The 18,390-nt window shown below is 69.9% G+C and carries 12 protein-coding genes; 3 read left to right on the top strand and 9 right to left on the bottom strand.

What is annotated here, in order from left to right; translation table 11 throughout:
- Positions 1-275: 275 nt before the first annotated feature.
- From SCNRRL3882_RS24895 to SCNRRL3882_RS24875, 5 genes are all read right to left on the bottom strand, one after another.
- A complete protein-coding gene (locus SCNRRL3882_RS24895; protein WP_010039822.1) occupies positions 276-1,760 on the bottom strand; it encodes a hypothetical protein in 1,485 nt (494 codons plus the stop codon).
- Entirely contained in the window at positions 1,744-2,202 is a 459-nt protein-coding gene (locus SCNRRL3882_RS24890; RefSeq protein WP_029181159.1) for a GtrA family protein, read from the bottom strand. The genes SCNRRL3882_RS24895 and SCNRRL3882_RS24890 overlap by 17 nt, the downstream gene beginning before the upstream one ends.
- 155 nt (positions 2,203-2,357) lie before the next feature.
- Positions 2,358-7,316 carry an NAD-glutamate dehydrogenase gene (locus SCNRRL3882_RS24885; RefSeq protein ID WP_010039818.1) on the bottom strand — a complete coding sequence of 1,653 codons (4,959 nt, stop codon included), beginning with the start codon at positions 7,314-7,316 and terminating at the stop codon, positions 2,358-2,360.
- A 547-nt stretch (positions 7,317-7,863) separates the two neighbouring features.
- Positions 7,864-8,529, bottom strand: a complete 666-nt coding sequence (locus SCNRRL3882_RS24880) for an HAD family hydrolase (protein ID WP_010039816.1) — start codon at positions 8,527-8,529, stop codon at positions 7,864-7,866.
- 88 nt (positions 8,530-8,617) lie between these two features.
- Positions 8,618-9,133 (bottom strand): DUF6912 family protein, encoded by a 516-nt coding sequence (locus SCNRRL3882_RS24875; RefSeq protein WP_010039813.1) that lies wholly within the window; start codon positions 9,131-9,133, stop codon positions 8,618-8,620.
- A gap of 322 nt (positions 9,134-9,455) precedes the next feature.
- Between SCNRRL3882_RS24875 and SCNRRL3882_RS24870 the strand changes: the two genes are divergently transcribed.
- The gene (locus SCNRRL3882_RS24870) at positions 9,456-10,217 is read left to right on the top strand and encodes an Rv3235 family protein (protein WP_010039811.1); all 762 of its coding nucleotides are present in this window, start codon (positions 9,456-9,458) and stop codon (positions 10,215-10,217) included.
- A 101-nt stretch (positions 10,218-10,318) separates the two neighbouring features.
- Here the strand turns inward: SCNRRL3882_RS24870 and secA are convergent, their stop codons facing one another.
- Positions 10,319-13,165: a preprotein translocase subunit SecA gene (secA, locus tag SCNRRL3882_RS24865; RefSeq protein ID WP_010039809.1), complete on the bottom strand. Its 2,847-nt coding sequence runs from the start codon at positions 13,163-13,165 to the stop codon at positions 10,319-10,321.
- Positions 13,166-13,445: 280 nt separating this feature from the next.
- On the opposite strand from secA, the gene SCNRRL3882_RS24860 reads away from it, so the two are divergent.
- Both SCNRRL3882_RS24860 and SCNRRL3882_RS24855 read left to right on the top strand, forming a co-directional pair.
- Positions 13,446-14,015 (top strand): GNAT family N-acetyltransferase, encoded by a 570-nt coding sequence (locus SCNRRL3882_RS24860; RefSeq protein WP_010039807.1) that lies wholly within the window; start codon positions 13,446-13,448, stop codon positions 14,013-14,015.
- A 207-nt stretch (positions 14,016-14,222) separates the two neighbouring features.
- Positions 14,223-15,395, top strand: a complete 1,173-nt coding sequence (locus SCNRRL3882_RS24855) for a winged helix-turn-helix domain-containing protein (RefSeq protein WP_010039805.1) — start codon at positions 14,223-14,225, stop codon at positions 15,393-15,395.
- 34 nt (positions 15,396-15,429) lie between these two features.
- Here SCNRRL3882_RS24855 and SCNRRL3882_RS24850 read toward each other — a convergent pair whose 3' ends face one another.
- From SCNRRL3882_RS24850 to SCNRRL3882_RS24840, 3 genes are all read right to left on the bottom strand, one after another.
- Positions 15,430-16,176 (bottom strand): response regulator, encoded by a 747-nt coding sequence (locus tag SCNRRL3882_RS24850; RefSeq protein ID WP_010039804.1) that lies wholly within the window; start codon positions 16,174-16,176, stop codon positions 15,430-15,432.
- Between the two features lie 206 nt (positions 16,177-16,382).
- A complete protein-coding gene (hpf, locus tag SCNRRL3882_RS24845) occupies positions 16,383-17,081 on the bottom strand; it encodes a ribosome hibernation-promoting factor, HPF/YfiA family (RefSeq protein ID WP_010039802.1) in 699 nt (232 codons plus the stop codon).
- 312 nt (positions 17,082-17,393) lie between these two features.
- Positions 17,394-18,290: a ComF family protein gene (locus SCNRRL3882_RS24840; protein WP_029181158.1), complete on the bottom strand. Its 897-nt coding sequence runs from the start codon at positions 18,288-18,290 to the stop codon at positions 17,394-17,396.
- Positions 18,291-18,390 lie beyond the last annotated feature (100 nt).

Genomic DNA, 18,390 nt, shown 5'->3' with positions numbered 1-18,390 from the left:
GCTGCAGGCCCCGTCCCGTGAGCTGCGGGCAGTCGTGCCGCTTGGGGCGGCACAGGCGAGCGCAGCGGCACCCACCACCACAGGCCACCGCTGCGGGCAGTCGTGCCGCTTGGGGCGGCACAGGCGAGCGCAGCGGCACCCACCACCACAGTCCGCCGCTGCGGGCAGTCGTGCCGCTTGGGGCGGCACGGGTGGGCGCAGCGGCACCCCGCTCCGCCGGGCTGCGGACCCACCCGGCCCCAGCACCAACGCAGAGCACCAACCCCGAGCACCAGTCACCGCACCACGGCGTACAGCACCTGCCCCTCCGGTCCCCGAGTCACCTCCCGCAGCCGCGCCCCCGCATCACGCCCGCCGTCGCCCCCCGTATCCACAACCCACCGCACCCCGTACTCCCGCAGAATCTCCCCCCGCTCCCTCCCCGACGTCCCCTCCGCGAAATACCGCCGCACAGCCGCTTCCCGCCGCCCCTCCCCCGCCAGGAAAAAGTCGGGATACCCAGGCGCCACGGTGTACGCCCCGTACGCGGGGATCTGCCGAGCCGGCCGCCCCTCCCGAGCCATCACCACATCCCCGTACTTCACCCACGGCGTCATCCAGTAGTACCCCGTCCACGGCCGCCGGTACTTCTCCGCGACGACCTCCGGCAGATCCCCCCGCTTCACCACGTACCCGACCGTCCCCACCTGTGTCCAAGCCCCCACCGCCAACGCCACCCCCAGCACGCACGCCCACCCCACCCGGGCCCCCCGCCGCCCGGCTTCCCCCACCTCAACCGCCACCGCCACCTGCGCCGGAATCAACGCCGCCGGCAACGCCCGCCCCCACGACCAGTGCCCGCTCACCCCACCCGCCGCCACGACAACGACCCCCAGCACGAAGAACAGCACCAGCGGATCCCACCGGTCCCGCCACCACCGCATCCCCAGCGCCACCACCCCGAGCAGCACCAGCCAGTACCGCCCGACCAGGTCCTCGTACAGCGGCCGGTGCACCGACTCCAGATCACCCCCGGCCCCGAACAGCGCGAAGAAGTCGTAGTACGGCCACAGCAACAGCACGACCAGCCCCAGCCCCAGTCCACCGCCGAGCCGGAGCCACACCACCCGGCCCGGCCGCGCGGCGACCACCGTCGCGATCGCCCCCAGCGTGGCCACCACCCCAGAGAACTGATGGCACAGCAGGATCACCGCCCACAGCGCCCCCAGCCCGAGCCACACGCCCCACCCCGCGTCACCGTCACCGCGCACCGCCCGCCCGAGCCACGCCCAGAGGTGGAAGGCGAGCCCCAGCGCGAACACACTCGGATACGACACCGTCAGCGCGAGCGAGTTGAGCCCGTAGAAGCCGCTCCAGTTGAACAGGGCCGTCCCCCACAGGAACAGCAGGCTCAGTACGGCCAGTGCGGGCGCGGCACGATGGCCGCTCAGCGTCCGCACGTACCGCCACACCCCCGACAGCAGCAGCGCGAGCCCGGCCAGCGCCCCCAGCCGCAGCACCACGAAGACCGACAGACCGCTCACCCGGGCGACACAGCCGAGCACCAGCATCCAGGGCGAGTAGTAGGGGCTCGGCGTGTCCGCGTCGACGAGCGGATTGCCCGGGTCGACGAGGTCGTGCCGCAGCCGCTGGATGGTCGCGGCGTGCATGCCGAGGTCCCCGGCCCACGGCAGCCGGACGATCACGAGGACCAGAAGCAGCACGACCACCGCGGCGGCCGCCTGCGCGGCGAGGGCCGCCGGTCTAGGCGCGGTGCGCATCGGACTGGAACACCCAGGTGCGGTAGACGAGGAAGCGGAAGGCGGAGGCCAGCACGATGGAAGCCGCCTTGACCGCGTTGGACTCGAAGGGACCGGTCAGGCCGAGCCCGTGATATCCGGCGTAGAACAGCCCGCTCTCCATGGCCACGCCGATTCCGCTGAAGACGAAGAACAGCGCGATCTGGCGCCGGGTCCGGGACGCCCTGTCGCGGTAGGTGAAATACCGGAATCCGAGGTAATTGGTGCCCATGGCGATCAGGCTGGCCAGGACGGTCGCCGGCATGGCGGCCCGGTGCAGCCCGTGCAGGAGCACGTTGAACACCAGGAAGTTCACCGCGACGCCGCTCCCGCCGACCAGCGCGAAGTTCACCACTTCGACCACGACGCGCTTCACCGACGGGGTGGGAGCGGCCGCTCGCTCCCCGGAGAGGTTCACTGTCACGCCCCAAGCCTTAGCCGGAAACGGTAAGTCCTCCACTCGAACCGCCCTAAGACACGCCAAGAAGAAAGCGCCCCGGGCCGGAATCGGCCCGGGGCGCCCAGCAAACCGTGCTCCTGCTCCTGCTCCTGCTCCTGCGAGCAGTCCTACGAATTCCGCTACGAATGCGTCCGCAGCAGCGTCCTCATCGTCCGCATCGCCACCGACAGGTTCGCGAGGTCGAACGCCTCGGAGCTCTGGATCTCCTCCAGTGTGGTGCGGGCCCGGCCGAGGATCGCCGCGTTCTTCTGCTCCCACGCCTTGTAGCGCTGCTCGGGCGTCGAGGTGCCGTTGCCCACCGCCAGGACGTCGGCGGTCAGCGCCGCGTGCGCCGCGTACAGGTCCTCGCGGATCGCCGCGCGGGCCATGGACTGCCAGCGGTCGGCGCGGGGCAGCTCGATGATGCGGTCCATGAGCTGGGTGATCCGCAGCCGGTCGGCGAGGTCGTAGTAGACCTCGGCGACGTCCAGCGGCTCCCGGCCCATGCGGTCGCCGACCGAGACGATGTCGAGCGTCGGGAAGGCGGAGGAGAACCCGGCCACGCGGGTGGCGAGTTCGTCCGGAACGCCGGCGTCCGTCAGCTCGTCGTAGATCTTCTGGTACCACTCCAGATCCGCGCCGCGCAGCAGCTTCGGCAGCTGCCCCCAGACCTGCTCGACCCGGTCGGCGAAGAAGTCGACGGTCTCGGCGAGCTGGAGCGGCTGCGGCCGGTTGTTGAGCAGCCAGCGCGTGCCGCGCTCCACGAGGCGCCGCGAGTGCAGCCGGATGCGGGTCTGGACGTCGGCCTCGACCTTGTTGTCGAGCGCCTCCACCCCGTCCCACACCTCGGCGGAGCGGAAGATCGCGCGGGCCGCGGTCTGGGCCCGGACGATCTCCTCCAGGGACGCGCCGGTCTCCTCCCGCAGGCGGTGCAGGTACGTCGTACCGCCGGTGTTGACCGTGTCGTTGACCAGGACGGTCGTGGTGATCTCACGGCGCAGCGGGTGGCCGTCGATGCGCTCGGCGAACTGCTCGCGCAGCGCGGTCGGGAAGTAGCAGTGCAGCAGGCCCCGCAGGTACGGGTCGTCGGGCAGTGAGGTGTGCAGCAGCTCCTCGGCGACCGTGATCTTCGTGTACGCCAGCAGGACGGCCGTCTCCGGGCTGGTCAGGCCCTGCCCCTGGGCGAGCCGCTCGCGGATCTGCCGGTCGGTGGGCAGGAACTCCAGCGCCCGGTCGAGGTGGCCCTCCCTGACCAGGTGCTTCATGAAGCGCTGCTGGGCGTGGAGCATGTCCTTGGACTGGGCGAGAGCGTTGGCGATCGCCGTGTTCTGCGCGTAGTTGTTGCGCAGCACCAGGTGGCCGACCTCGTCGGTCATCTCGGCGAGCAGCTTGTTGCGCTGCTTGACGGTCATGTCGCCGTCCGCGACCAGGCCGTTGAGCAGGATCTTGATGTTCACCTCGTGGTCGGAGGTGTCCACGCCCGCGCTGTTGTCGATGGCGTCGGTGTTGATCCGGCCGCCGTGCCGCGCGAACTCGATCCGGCCGAGCTGGGTCAGACCCAGGTTGCCGCCCTCGCCGACGACCTTGACGCGCAGGTCCTTGCCGTCGACGCGGATGGCGTCGTTGGCCTTGTCGCCGACGTCCGCGTTGGACTCGACGGAGGACTTGACGTACGTGCCGATGCCGCCGTTCCAGAGCAGGTCCACCGGCGCCTGGAGGATCGCCTTCATCAGGTCGGCCGGGGTCAGCTTGGTGACCTTGGACTCGATGCCGAGGGCCTCGCGGATGTGCGCGTTGACCGGGATCGCCTTGGCCGTGCGCGGGAAGATGCCGCCGCCGGCCGACAGCAGCTCCTTGTCGTAGTCCTCCCAGCTGGAACGCGGCAGCTCGAACAGGCGGCGGCGCTCGGCGTAGGAGGTGGCGGCGTCCGGGTTCGGGTCGATGAAGATGTGCCGGTGGTCGAAGGCGGCCACCAGCCGGATGTGCTCGGAGAGCAGCATGCCGTTGCCGAACACGTCACCGGACATGTCGCCGATGCCGACGACCGTGAAGTCCTCGGTCTGGGTGTCCACGCCCAGCTCCCGGAAGTGCCGCTTGACGGACTCCCAGGCGCCGCGGGCGGTGATGCCCATGCCCTTGTGGTCGTAGCCGGCCGAGCCACCGGAGGCGAAGGCGTCGCCGAGCCAGAAGTTGTACTGCTCGGCGACCTCGTTGGCGATATCGGAGAAGGTCGCGGTGCCCTTGTCGGCGGCGACGACGAGGTAGGTGTCGTCCTCGTCGTGCCGGACGACGTCCGCCGGGGGCACGACCTCACCGGCCACCATGTTGTCGGTGATGTCGAGCAGCGCCGAGATGAACGTCTTGTAGCTGGCGATGCCCTCGGCCATCCACGCGTCGCGGTCGAGGCTCGGGTCGGGCAGCTGCTTGGCGACGAAGCCGCCCTTGGCGCCGACCGGCACGATGACGGTGTTCTTCACCATCTGCGCCTTGACCAGGCCGAGGATCTCCGTACGGAAGTCCTCACGGCGGTCGGACCAGCGCAGGCCGCCGCGCGCGACCTTGCCGAAGCGCAGGTGCACGCCCTCGACGCGCGGCGAGTACACCCAGATCTCGAACGCCGGGCGTGGCGCCGGCAGGTCGGGGATGGCCTGCGGGTCGAACTTCATGGAGACGTAGTCGTGCGGCTTGCCGCCCGCCGCCTCCTGGAAGAAGTTGGTCCGCAGCGTCGCCTTGATGACCGTGAGGAAGGACCGCAGGATCCGGTCCTCGTCGAGCGAGGCCACCTGGTCGAGGGCCGCGTCGACCTCCTCCAGCAGCGCGTCCACGATCTCGTGCCCCGCGCGCTGCCGGTCGGGCGACATCCGCGCCTCGAACAGGGAGACGAGCAGGCGGGTGGTGTGGACGTTGTTGCGGAGGGTGTCCTCCATGTAGTCCTGGCTGAACGTCGACGCCGCCTGCCGCAGGTACTTCGCGTACGCCCGCAGCACCATCGCCTGGCGCCAGGTCAGTCCGGCGCTCAGCACCAGGGCGTTGAAGCCGTCGTTCTCCGCCTTGCCGGTCCACGTGGCGGCGAAGGCGTCCTGGAACCGCTCGCGGGCGTCGTCGCCGAGGTAGTCCCCGCCGTTGCGGGAGCGGGGCATGCGCAGGCCGAAGTCGTAGATCCAGGCCACGCTCCGGTCCGAGCAGCGCAGCTCGTACGGCCGCTCGTCGACGACCTCGACGCCGAGCCGGTTGAGGACCGGCAGCACCGCCGACAGGGAGATGGCGTCGCCCGTGCGGTAGATCTTGAAGCGGCGCTCCTCGGGGGCGGCGCCCACCGGCTCGTAGAGGCTGAGCGCGAAGTCCTTGCCCTCCTCGGCGTTCAGCTGTTCGAGGTGGACGAGGTCGGCGACCGCGGCGCGCGGGTTGTGGTCGGCCTTGTAGCCCTCGGGGAAGGCGTGCGCGTACCGGCGCATCAGTTCCGCCGCGTGTTCCTCGCCGAGCTCGGCGTTGAGCGCCTCGGAGAAGGCGTCCTCCCAGGAGCGGGCGGCCTCCACCAGCCGGGCCTCGATGCGCTCCTTGTCGGCGTCGGACAGCTCGGGCAGCTCGGTGCCCTGCGGGACCCGGACCACGAAGTGCAGCCGGGACAGGATCGACTCGGTGTTCCAGGCCGTGAAGTCGACGCTGATGCCGCCCAGTTCCTCCTTGAGGATCTCGATGATCCGCAGGCGGACGGCCGTGGTGTAGCGGTCGCGCGGGAGGTAGACGAGGGCGGAGTAGTAGCGCCCGTACTCGTCCTGGCGCAGGTAGAGCCTCAGCCGCCTGCGCTCCTGGAGGTAGAGGACGGAGGTGACGATGGACCGCAGCTCGTCGACCGGGGTCTGGAACAGCTCGTCGCGCGGGTACGTCTCCAGGATCTGGAGCAGGTCGCGTCCGTCGTGGCTGTTGGGCGAGAACCCGGCCTGTTCGAGGACCTCCTCGACCTTGCGCCGGATGACCGGGACGCGGCGCACGGACTCGGTGTAGGCGGCGGAGGAGAACAGTCCGAGGAACCGCCGCTCGCCGACGACATTGCCCTCGGCGTCGAACTTCTTGACCCCGATGTAGTCCAGGTACGACGGCCGGTGCACGGTCGCCCGGCTGTTCGCCTTGGTCAGGACGAGCAGCTTGTGCTCGCGGGCCTTGGCCCGGGCGTCGGCGGGCAGCCGCTCGAAGGACGGGCTGACCGGGTGGCTCTCCTGGTCGGAGTGGTGCGGGTCGGCACGCAGGATGCCGAGGCCGGTGCCGGGCACGGCGGCCAGTGAGTCGTCCCCGCGCAGCTGGTACTCGCGGTAGCCGAGGAAGGTGAAGTGGTCGTCGGCCAGCCAGCGCAGCAGCTCGCGGGCCTCCTCGACCTGGGGTCCGGGCAGGTCGGCGGGGGTGGGCTCGTCCGGCAGCCCCTCCGCCAGCCGGGTCGCCGCTTCCCGCATCTTGCCCCAGTCCTCGACGGCCTCACGGGCGTCGGACAGCACCCGCAGCAAATCGGCGGTGATCTGCTTCAGGTCGGCCCGGTCGGTCTCGCGGTCGATCTCGACATGGATCCAGGACTCGATGTGCGCGTCGTGCGGAAGGTCGCCGAAGCCGGTCGAGGTCGTGGGCAGCACTTCGATGAGCTTGCCGGTGACATCGCGCCGCACGACGAACTGCGGGTGGATGACGACGTGGATCCCGCGCCCCTGCCGCGTCAGCTCATTGGTGACGGAGTCGACGAGGAAGGGCATGTCGTCGGTGACGACCTCGACGACGGAGTGGCTGCACGTCCACCCGTTCTCTTCGACCGTGGGGGTGTGCACCCGCACGTTGGCCGTGCCCTGGGGGCGGTTCTCGGCCAGCCGGTAGTGCGAGACGGCGGCTCCGAAGACATCGACCGGGTCGCGGTCGGTGAGGTCCTCCGGGGCCGTGTGCAGGTAGTAACGCTGGAGGAACGAGAGCAGGGACTCGCGATCCGGGGCTTCCTGGGCGTCTGGGGTCTCCTCGCCCGTCGACCCGGTCGGTAGGTGCCCCCCGACCGGGCTGTTCTCAGCTACCCGGGCGGCCCTCTCGAGCAACTCGGCCTTGGCTTCGTCCAGCTTGGTCTGCATTGTCCTCTGGCTCCTGTCGCGCGCCGTTGCGTGACGTAGAAGGAAGTACGGCCTCTGCGCTTACGACGTCACGCCGTGACACGGGGTATCCGGTCTGTTCCGACGCTATGCCGCAAGGTGAGATGAGCGGGGGTGTCTGAGCCAATCTTGAGCTGCTCCACGGGTGTGAGGCTGCTCTCTGCGACGCCTCGGTCCGGGTGGTGCTCGGCGTCCCGGGAGTCCTCGAAGCCCCGTCCCGCCCGCGAAGACCAGCGACCGCCGCCCGGTCACGGATGTAGTCCGTGCTCTCCGGGCGCAGGGCAGGGACGACGACGTCCCCGCGAACTATCGCGCTGATCACGCCACCAAGGCTATCGCTCATTACAGGGGGCCCGTCATGAGCCGTATGTGTACAAAACCCGGCCTGGAAGTTTGACGTTCTGCACAGTGCCGCTACACCTGGCTGCGGGCAATCGTGCCGCCAAGGGCGGCACGGGTGGGCGCAGCGGCACCCCGTCGCGCCGGGCTGCGCACCCACCCGGCCTCAGGGACAACGCCGAGAACAGGACTACGCCGCCAGCCGCTCCGCCTCCGCGACAGCCTCCTCCAGCGTGTCCACCACCGGCACCCCGACCGCCTCCAGACTCGCCCGACTGTGCGACCCGCCGGTGTACAGCACGGCCCGAGCCCCCACATGCCGCGCAGCCACCGCATCATCCGCCGCATCCCCGATCACAACGGTGCGCTCCGGATCCACCCCACCCAGGGACCCCAGATGCCGCACCATGTGCTCGGCCTTGCTACCCCCCGACGGCCCGGTCCGCCCGTCCACGCGTATGAAGTGCGACTCGATCCCGAACCCCCGCACCAACGGCACGAGCTCCTCATGCACGTACATGCTGAGAATCGACTGACTGCGCCCGGCCGACCGCCACCCCGCCAACAGCTCCGCGGCCCCCACGGTCAGCCCGCACGTCACCCGGTGCTCGGCGTAGTACCGATGGAAGATCTCGTCCATGATCTCCCACTCGGCCTCCGACGGCAGCCGCCCGATCAGCCGCTCATAGAACTTCGGCACCGGTACGCAGTACAGCTCCCGGTACTTCTCCAGCGTCAGCGGCTCCAGCCCCAGCTCGGCGAACGCCGCGTTCGTCGCCCCGATGATCGCGTCGATGTCATGGAACAGCGTCCCGTTCCAGTCCCAGACAATGTGCGCGCCCGTCTGCTTCCCCATGCCCCAAAACGTACCCGCCCCCACTGACAATCAAGAGAACGGCAACTCAACGCGCCCCCCTGAACCCCGAGAGCACCCGCCCGGGGGCTCAGTTCCCGCGCCCCACCAGGTTCGGAATCTCCTGCGTGGCGAACCACAGCAGCTCGTGGTCCTCCGCCCCGTCCACGACGAACTGCGCGTCGTCGTCCCCACCGTCCGCCGTCGGCAGGGCCTCGGCCGCCGCCGTCACGTCCGCCTCCGCGTCCGCCGCGTCGACATGCACGGACGCCGCCTTGGCCAGCGCGACGGGGCCGGCGACCCGCACCTCCCCCAGCGCCGCAGGGTCGAGCCCCCGGTCGGGGTCCGCGCTCGCGGCCCGGTCGGGCACGTCCAGGGCCACCACGACCCGCCGCCGCGGCGCCTCCGGATCGGCGGCCAGCAGCCGCAGCGAGGCCAGGGCGGCCCGGCTCAGCGCCGCGTACTCCAGTTCCTCGATGTCGTCGGAGAGGTACCACTCGCGCAGCCCGGGCGTCACGGCGTACGCGACGAACGGCCCGGCTCCCAGCTCACCCGTCTTGTACGCCTCGGAGAGACCGGGGAGGGTCAGGGGCACGTAGACACGCATGGCTGGCCGCTTCTTTCGTGGTCGTTTCGTGGTCGCTGTCGCGGTCGGAGGGCTCCGGAGGGCCTTCAGGATACGTGCGGCGCGTCCCCTTTCGAGTTCCGCCCTGTGACGCCGGACGCGGCAACTCCGGGCCCGTCATTCACCCGGTCCACCCCCGCACCGACTGGCTTCACGCCCTCCACATCACCCGGATAGGTGAACATTTCCGGCCCCCGCCACCCGGGGTCCGCTTCCTTGCCCCTGCCCCCGCCGGCCCCGTACAAGATCACCAACCCGAAGTTACTCCCCGGTATCAACCGGGCCCACGAAACGGGGACCCCCCATGTACAAGGTCATGACGAGGGCACAGCAGCGCCCGGCCACCCGCCCACCAGCCCGCCGCGACCCGCGCCGCCCCGGCGGCAGCGCCGGCGCACGCACCCCCGGCGGCACCACCCCGCGCACCCCCGGGAGCCCCACTCCCCGCACACCCGGCGGCACCGCCCCACCCCGCACGCCCGGCGGAGGCCCCGCCCGCACCCCGGCAGCCGACGGCCGACCCCCGGGCTCCGCCCGCACCGCGAGCCCCCGCACCCGTCCCACGGACACCCGCCCACCGACACCCTCCGCCACCCCCACGGCACCCCGCAGGGCGACGGGAACCACCGCCCCGGCCACCCGGAACACCACACCCGTCCCGACCTCCCTGGCCACCGCATCGCGCGTCCCGGCCCAGCACCCCCACCGCCCGGCTCCGGCCCCCCACCGCCTCCCCACCGACCTCTTCGCCGACCTCCTGCTCGCCGTCCTCAGCGGCCACCGCCCCGTCCACTCGATGCTCCGCCACACCCGGGGCCGCGCCTACGACGAACTGACCTGGCTCGCCGAGCGCGGCCCCCTGCGCACCCGCGGCACCCGCCCGGTCGTCCGCGACATCGGCTACTTCGAACCCCGCCCCGGCGCCATCGAGGCCTTCGCCCGCATCGGCGCCGGCGACCAACTGCGCGCCATGGCGTTCCGCCTGGAACTCGGCCAGGACCTCCGCTGGCGCTGCACGGCGGTGGAACTCGGCGGCCCCCGCCCGCCCCGCGCGGAGGCCGACTGAGCCATCGCGGTAGGCAGCAGAGCCGCCGATCCCACCGAACCGAAGGGCCGGACACCCTCGGGTGTCCGGCCCTTCAAGCCTCTACGGTGCCTCGGCGACCGTCACTTCTTGCGACGGCCCCGGCTCCGCGCCTGCTTGCGGCGCTCCGCGCGCGTGAGGCCGTCGGCCTCGGAACGCACCGGCTCGTCGTCGGTGGCGAAGTCACCCTCGATGGTGCCGCCCTCACCGTCGACCGTCGGCGCGGAGAAGTGGAGGTTGCGCCGCTGCGGGGCGTCGAGCCCCTTGGCGCGGATCTCCGGGCGGGCACCGGCCTGCGCCGGCACCGTGTCGTGCTTCTCCAGGTCGGCCACCGGCTTGGTGTCCTCGACCGGGACCTCCTCGACCTGCTGCTCGACCTGGACCTCCAGGTTGAACAGGTAGCCGACGGACTCCTCCTTGATGCCCTCCATCATGGCGGTGAACATGTCGAAGCCCTCACGCTGGTACTCGACCAGCGGGTCCTTCTGCGCCATGGCGCGCAGGCCGATGCCCTCCTGGAGGTAGTCCATCTCGTAGAGGTGCTCGCGCCACTTGCGGTCGAGGACCGACAGCACGACCCGGCGCTCCAGCTCACGCATGATCTCGGAGCCGAGCTGCGCCTCGCGCGCCTCGTACTGCTCGTGGATGTCGTCCTTGATGGAGTCGCCGATGAACTCGGCGGTCAGCCCGGCCCGGTCGCCGGCCGCCTCCTCCAGCTCCTCGATCGTGACGTTGCACGGGTAGAGCTGCTTGAAGGCGCCCCACAGCCGGTCGAGGTCCCAGTCCTCGGGGAAGCCCTCGGCGGTCTCGGCCTGGACGTACGCGTCGATCGTGTCGTCCATGAAGTGCTGCACCTGCTCGTGCAGGTCCTCGCCCTCCAGGACGCGACGCCGCTCGCCGTAGATGACCTCACGCTGTCGGTTGAGGACCTCGTCGTACTTCAGGACGTTCTTACGGGTCTCGAAGTTCTGCTGCTCGACCTGCGACTGGGCGGAGGCGATCGCGCGGGTGACCATCTTGTTCTCGATCGGCACGTCGTCCGGGACGTTCGCCATCGACATCACGCGCTCGACCATCTGGGCCTTGAACAGCCGCATCAGGTCGTCACCGAGGGAGAGGTAGAAGCGGGACTCGCCGGGGTCGCCCTGACGGCCGGAACGACCGCGCAGCTGGTTGTCGATCCGCCGCGACTCGTGCCGCTCGGTGCCCAGCACGTAGAGGCCGCCGAGCTTCTCGACCTCTTCCTTCTCTGCCTGGACGGCCTTCTCGGCGCGCTGGAGCGCCTCGGGCAGGGCCTGCGCCCACTCCTCGATGTGCTCCTCGGGGTCGAGGCCGCGCTGGCGCAGCTCCGCCTCGGCGAGGTCCTCGGGGTTGCCGCCGAGCTTGATGTCCGTACCACGGCCGGCCATGTTCGTGGCCACCGTGACGGAGCCCTTGCGGCCGGCCTGGGCGACGATCTGCGCCTCACGGTCGTGCTGCTTGGCGTTCAGCACCTCGTGCTGGATGCCGCGCTTGCTGAGCTGCTGCGAGAGGTACTCGGACTTCTCGACCGAGGTGGTGCCGACGAGGATCGGCTGGCCCTTGCGGTGCTTCTCCTCGATGTCGTCGACGACCGCCTCGAACTTGGCGACCTCGGTCCGGTAGATCAGGTCCGACTGGTCCTTGCGGACCATCGGCCGGTTGGTCGGGATCGGCACCACGCCGAGCTTGTAGATCTGGTGGAACTCGGCGGCCTCGGTCATGGCCGTACCGGTCATGCCGCACAGGCCGGGCAGTTCCTTGCCCTTGTGGTCGTGGCGCTTGTAGAGGCGGAAGAAGTTCTGGAGCGTGATCGTGGCGAGCGTCTGGTTCTCGTCCTTGATCGGCACCCCTTCCTTCGCCTCGATCGCCTGGTGCATGCCCTCGTTGTAACGGCGGCCCGCGAGGATACGTCCGGTGTGCTCGTCGACGATCATGACCTCGTCGTCGATGATGACGTAGTCCTTGTCCTTCTTGAAGAGCTCCTTGGCCTTGATGGCGTTGTTCAGGTAGCCCACCAGCGGGGTGTTCACCGACTCGTAGAGGTTGTCGATGCCCAGCCAGTCCTCGACCTTGGCGACACCGGACTCGTGGATGGCGACCGTGCGCTTCTTCTCGTCGACGTCGTAGTCGCCGGTCTCCTCGATGCCCTTGAGCGGCTGGCCGGCCTCGCCGCGCTTGAGGCGCTTGACCAGCTTGGCGAAGTCGCCGTACCACTTGGTGGCCTGGTCGGCCGGGCCGGAGATGATCAGCGGCGTACGGGCCTCGTCGATGAGGATGGAGTCGACCTCGTCGACGATGGCGAAGTTGTGGCCGCGCTGGACGAGCTCGTCCTTGGACCACGCCATGTTGTCGCGCAGGTAGTCGAAGCCGAACTCGTTGTTCGTGCCGTACGTGATGTCACTCGCGTACTGCTCGCGGCGCTGAGCCGGCGTCATGTTGGCGAGGATGCAGCCGACGCTCAGGCCCAGGAAGCGGTGGACGCGGCCCATCATCTCGGAGTCGCGCTCGGCCAGGTAGTCGTTCACCGTGATGATGTGGACGCCCTCACCGGACAACGCGTTCAGATAAGCCGGCAGCGTGCCGACGAGGGTCTTGCCCTCACCGGTCTTCATCTCGGCGACGTACCCCATGTGCAGGGCGGCGCCGCCCATCATCTGCACGTCGTAGTGCCGCTGGCCCAGGACGCGCTTGGCGGCCTCGCGGACCGTGGCGAACGCCTCGGGCAGCAGGTCGTCGAGCGTCTCGCCGTCCGCGTAGCGCTGCTTGTACTCATCGGTGAGGGCCCGCAGCTCGGCGTCGGAGAGGTCGACGAAGTCCTCTTCGATGGAGTTGACCTGGTCCGCGATGCGGTGCAGCTTGCGCAGGATCTTGCCTTCGCCTGCACGCATGATCTTCGAGAGGACGGACACGGGGGTTGGTCTCCTTGCCGGTCGGGCCTGGGACGGTCGGTTACCACTTGACTTACTGAGCAACGGCCATCGTATGCGAGGACCCCACCGCGCCGGGAGGGCCTGCCGCGACGGCGACCGTCCGCTGCTTCATTTCGCTTTCACTCTGCTTCAAAGGGGACAACGTCCGGGCACCTCGGATGGTGCCGCATCCTCCGCCCGAATTACGCGAAGCGTGATCACACCCTCACCCACAGCAAACAGATGGTGCTTTTCGAGGGCCGCCCCCCACAATCGGCCGATGGACCCCGTCACACTCACCACGGACCGCCTCCTGCTGCGCACGGTCGGCCCCCAGGACACCGACGCGGTGTACGACGCCTGCCAGGATCCCGACATCCAGCGCTGGACCACGATCCCCTCGCCGTACCTCCGCGAGAACGCCGAGGCCTTCACGGAACAGTTGGTCCCCGACGGCTGGGCGGACGGATCCATGTACACCTTCGGCGTCTTCCTCCACTCCGGAGAACTCGCCGGCATGGTCGGCATCACCATGCGTGCCCTGGGCGTGGGCGAGATCGGCTTCTGGGCCGCCAAGCAGCACCGCTCCAACGGCTACATCACGGAGGCCGCCCTCACGGCCTGCCGCTGGGCCTTCGTCCACGCCGCGATCGACCGCGTCGAATGGCGCGCCGAGGTGGGCAACCGCGCCTCCCGCGCGGTGGCGGAACGAGCCGGCTTCACGATCGAAGGCACGCTGCGCGCCGCGACCAACAACAAGGGCGTACGCCGCGACACCTGGATCGGCTCCTTGCTCCCGTCGGACCTGAGCCTCCCGTCGACGGCCCCTTACTTGCCGGCGCGCGCTTAGCTGATCAGCTGCTGAGCTGCTGAGCTGCTGAGATGCGGGCAATCGTGCCGCAAAGGACGGCATGAGTGGGCGCAGCGGCACCCCGCTACGCCGGGCTGCGCACCCACCCGGCCCCAGCCCCAACACACAGCACCCCACACCCGACCCCGCAGGCTCACGCCCCACCGCCAGTCCCACTGTCAGTCCCACCCCCTATCGTGCAAAACCATGACCACCCCGCGCCCCGCAACAGAGCTCTCCGCAGACGAGGCCCGCAGAATCGCGCTCCGCGCCCAAGGCTTCCTCGGTGCCCCCGACCGCCGCTCCGGCGTCCGCGGCATCCTCCGCCACCTGGGGGCGATACAGCTCGACACGATCTCGGTCCTGGCCCGCTCCCACGAACTCGTCCCGTACGCCCGCCTGGGCGCGGTAGGCCGGAAGACAGTGGAGAACGCCTACTGGAAAGACACCCACGCCTTCGAGTACTGGTCCCACGCGGCCTGCATCCTCCCCATCGAGGAGTGGCCGCACTTCGCCTTCCGCCGCCGCGCCTACCGCAACCGCCCGCACTGGAACCACGAGCTCCCGGACGGCGCCTACGACGAGGTCATCAAGCAGCTCCGTGATGAAGGCCCCCTCACGGCGACGGAGTTGGGCGGCGCGAAGAAGACGAACGACTGGTGGGACTGGTCCGGCTCGAAGGTCGCCGTCGAACGCGCGCTCATGTACGGCGAGGTGGTCTGCGTGGAGCGCCGCGGCTGGAAGCGCGTGTACGACCTCGCCGAGCGCGCGATCCCGGACGCCCTGCTGCACGACGAACTGGACGACACCGAGTGCGTGCGCCGCCTGGTCCGCCTGGCGGGCCAGTCCCTCGGCGTCGGCACGCGCGCGGACATCGCCGACTACCACCGCCTCAAGGGCGAGCAGGTCGACGCGGTGATCGCCGACTCAGGCCTCGTCCCGGTCACGGTCGAGGGCTGGGGCAAGCCGGCCTGGGCCGACCCCGCGGCCCTGGAGACACCCCCGCGTGGCCGCCACCGCACCACGCTGCTCTCGCCCTTCGACTCCCTGATCTGGGAACGGGCGCGCACGGAGCGGATCTTCGGCTTCACCCACCGCCTGGAGGCCTACGTCCCCAAGCAGAAGCGGGTGTACGGCTACTTCGCGATGCCCGTCCTGGCCGGCGGCCGGCTCGTCGGCCGCGTGGACCCGGCCCGCGAAGGCCGCACGCTGGTGGCCAAGCAGATCACGCTCGACGGCGCGAAGGCGGTCCCGGCCGTGGCCCAGGCCCTGGCCGAGGCGGCGACCTGGGTGGACTGCACGGACGTACGCGTGGAACGGGTCGACGCACCGGACCTGCGCGAACTCCTCGTCAAGGAACTCGCCCGCATCCTGGCCTGAGCCCCACCGGATCAAAGGATCACCGGAGACCGGATCACCGGATCTCGAGGATCTTCTCCCGCATCGCATACACCACCGCTTCCATCCTGGAGTGCAGCTGAAGCTTCTCCAGGATGTTGCGCACATGGTTCTTCACGGTGTTCTCGGAGATGAACAACTCCTTGGCGATATCGCGGTTGTTCATCCCCGTCGCGACGAGTTTGAGGACTTCCAGTTCACGGTCCGTCAGCCGCGGCGCGGGCACCAGCCGGCGTTCGTCCGTGCGCTGGATCATCGACTTGAACTCGGTGAGCAGCTTCGACGCCATGGACGGGCTGATCTGCGACTGCCCGTCGGCCACCGCGCGAATGGCGGTGGCCACCTCGTCCGTCGAGATCTCCTTGAGGAGATAGCCGGTCGCGCCCGCCTTGATGGCGTCGTAGAGATCGGCTTCCTCGTCGCTGATCGTCAGCATGATGATCTTGGCGCTGGGGGCGACCTCCTTGATGGAGGTGCACGCCTCGATCCCGCCGCGCTTGGGCATCCGCACATCCATCAGGACGATGTCGGGCAGCAGGTCGGCGGCCTTCTCGACGGCCTCGGCGCCGTCGCCCGCCTCCCCGATGACCTGGATGTCCTCCTCCGCCGCCAGCACGATCTCCAGGCCACGGCGGAACAGGGCGTGGTCGTCGACCACAAGGACTCTGATCGGTTCCTTGCGTGGAGAGTCCGTGTCCGGGCCCATGCCGACGACGCCGTCGTCGGCATCCTCGTCACGCATCGGTCCGAAGCTGTCCGCCATCGTTCCTCCCCCTGAAGGCTGTGGCCTGTGGTCCTGAGCCATCGCCAACCCAGAGCAACGACCCACCGGTTGGGCCGTGGCCAACCATGATTTCATGCCCGGACGACACCAGGGTGACGGAGCGGGGCGTCGAGTGGTCGCACGGGGGTGCCCCTGGGGGCGCACACGCGCTCCAGGGGCACCCGCTCCGCTGTCACCCGGCATGGTCAGCCGCCGAGCGCACCGCCTGCCTCGGGGGCGTGCGCGTGTGTGACCATGGTGTCCGTCCTGAGGTGGATCACGCCGTAGTCGTAGGCGTGCCGTCGGTAGACGACACTCGGTTCCTTGGTCTCGGAGTCGACGAACAGGTAGAAGTCGTGCCCGACCAGTTCCATCTCGTAGAGAGCCTGGTCGAGGGTCATCGGGGCTGCGACGTGGGTCTTCTCGCGGACGACGATGGGGCCGTCACCCTGCACTTCCAGCGAGCCGATCTTCTTCGTGGGGACGGCCTCTTCCGGCTCCTCCTCCGGAGTCGGCACCAGGCCGTTTCCGTTGAGCGTCGCCACACCCGGGACGTGGTCGGCGACCTCCGCGGCCGAAATCCGGCGCGCGCCACGGCGCGAGAACCGCTTGTCGTGTTGCCTGCGCAGCCGGGCTTCCAGCTTTTCCGCCGCCAGGTCGAGCGCCGCGTACGGATCGCTCGCCGCTGCCTCCGCCCGGATCACCGGACCGCGGGAGCGGAGCGTGATCTCCACTCGGTCACAGCGGTCGGCCTGCCTGGGGTTCGGCTCCTTGGACACCTCGACGTCGAGGCTGATCACCTTGCCATCGAGCTTCTGGATCTTCTCCAGCTTCAGCTTCTCGGCCACGTGCTTCCGGAACCGCTCGGGCACCTCGGTCTTGCGGCCCTTGACGACGATGTCCACGCAGAACTCCGTTCCCGGATCGCTCCGCTTCGGTGCGGAGCGTCTCCCTTTTGCACCAGGTCCCGGTGTGCCCCGGAACCTCGGACTCGGTGACTTCCACCTCCTCCCCCGTGGGCGAGATCTCCACTCCACCGTCGCGAGTGATGAAGAAAAAACCCGCGGCACGGCATTCGGATTTGAGAGGTGTGGCCTGCGGCTTTCCCTCTCAACCGAACATATCTCGCCTGGACGGATGTCGTCACCCTCTACTGCGGCGTACCTCCGTTCAGGTGAATAAGCCCTCTCGTTACCTGCAACGACGCAAGATCTCAGTCAGTTCCGGTTTATTTCGAAAGAGTCCGGTGGTGCCGCGACCACTGCCGCGCCCACCACGTCGACGACTCCGCCGGCGCCGCCCGCGCCCGTCATTCCCTGCCGGCCGGGCCACCGGCCCGTCCTCTCTCGCCTTGTTCCGACGTTCTGTTCCTCTCTGCTTTCCCACGTCTCACCCCCGTACACGGCCCCGGCCCCCGAAGCGTTCGAAACCGGCCCCGCCGCCCGCACCGCCCGCGCGGCCTCCGCCAAGGACGCCCCCGTGGTCATCAGGTCGTCGACGAGGACGACCGGCCCGCCGGACAGCAGCCGGGCGCCTTTGGGCACCACCGCCAGCGCGCCCGCGAGATTGTCCAGCCGCTGCCGGGAGTTGAGCCCCGACTGGTCGGCGACGGTCCGAACCTGCCGCAGCGCGCCGAGCACCCTGGCCGGAACCCCGCACCGCCGCAGCTCTCCCGCCGCCGCGAGCGCGATCCGTCGCGCGGGATCATGCCCCCGGGCCCGCACGGCCCGCCGCCCCGACGGAACGGGCACGAGCAGCACAGGAGCCCCGACGTCCCCGGACCACGCCCTCTCAGACCCGGCCCAGGAACCGCACCACGCCGCCGGAAGTCCCGCCCGCACGGCTTCCGCCAAGGCCACCCCGAGCGGACGGGCGAGCGCCAGGGCGCCCCGTTCCTTGTGGGCCAGCAGCGCCGCCCGCACCTCGTCCGCGTACCCAGCCGCCGCGTGCACCACGGGCAGCCCGGGCGGCTCCGGCACCGGCCGCACCCGGCGTGCCGCGACTCCGCTCAGCACCGCACGGCACTCCGGACAGAGCACCGTACGAGGCCTCCCACAGCCCCCGCACTCGGCCGGCAGCACCAGGTCGGTGAGGTCCTGCCACCACCCCCGCATGGCCACCACTGTGCCCACCCGGACCCCGCCCTGCCACCCCTGTGGACAACGACCTGTGGACGACTCCCCGCCCGGCGAACCACTCGCCCCCCACACGGGT

Origin of the sequence: Streptomyces chartreusis NRRL 3882, from assembly GCF_900236475.1 — a bacterium.
GTDB lineage: Bacteria > Actinomycetota > Actinomycetes > Streptomycetales > Streptomycetaceae > Streptomyces > Streptomyces chartreusis_D.
The sequence above is the reverse complement of the archived record's forward strand: the minus strand, read 5'-3'. Positions and strand labels throughout refer to the sequence as shown.